Source organism: Microbacterium sp. KNMS (assembly GCF_053851835.1).
The window spans coordinates 1-245 of the sequence record NZ_JBSQBP010000173.1 but is presented as its reverse complement, the minus strand read 5'-3'; the positions used below and the strand labels follow the sequence as shown (position 1 = coordinate 245).

Genomic DNA, 245 nt, shown 5'->3' with positions numbered 1-245 from the left:
AACAATGGCTGATTGCTTCTCCTGCAGCTCGCAAAGCAGCAAGAGAACGCGGAATCAAGCTAGATCAAGTACCAACTACTGATCCTCTTGGCCGTGTACGTAAACATGATATTGATTCGTATGCAGATCAAAAATCAAATGAGCAAAAACAGCAGGCACAAGCAAGTAAGCCAGCTAACCCGGTATCTCCGTCTCCAGCGGCAAGTGAAAATAGCGACAAACCTTTTGAACGCGAACGTATGTCA

At 45.7% G+C, this 245-nt stretch carries 1 protein-coding gene; it reads left to right on the top strand.

Annotated elements, in window-relative coordinates; translation table 11 throughout:
* A partial coding sequence (locus ACWXWW_RS18275) for an E3 binding domain-containing protein (RefSeq protein ID WP_455971457.1) occupies window positions 1–245 on the top strand: 245 nt, incomplete at both ends.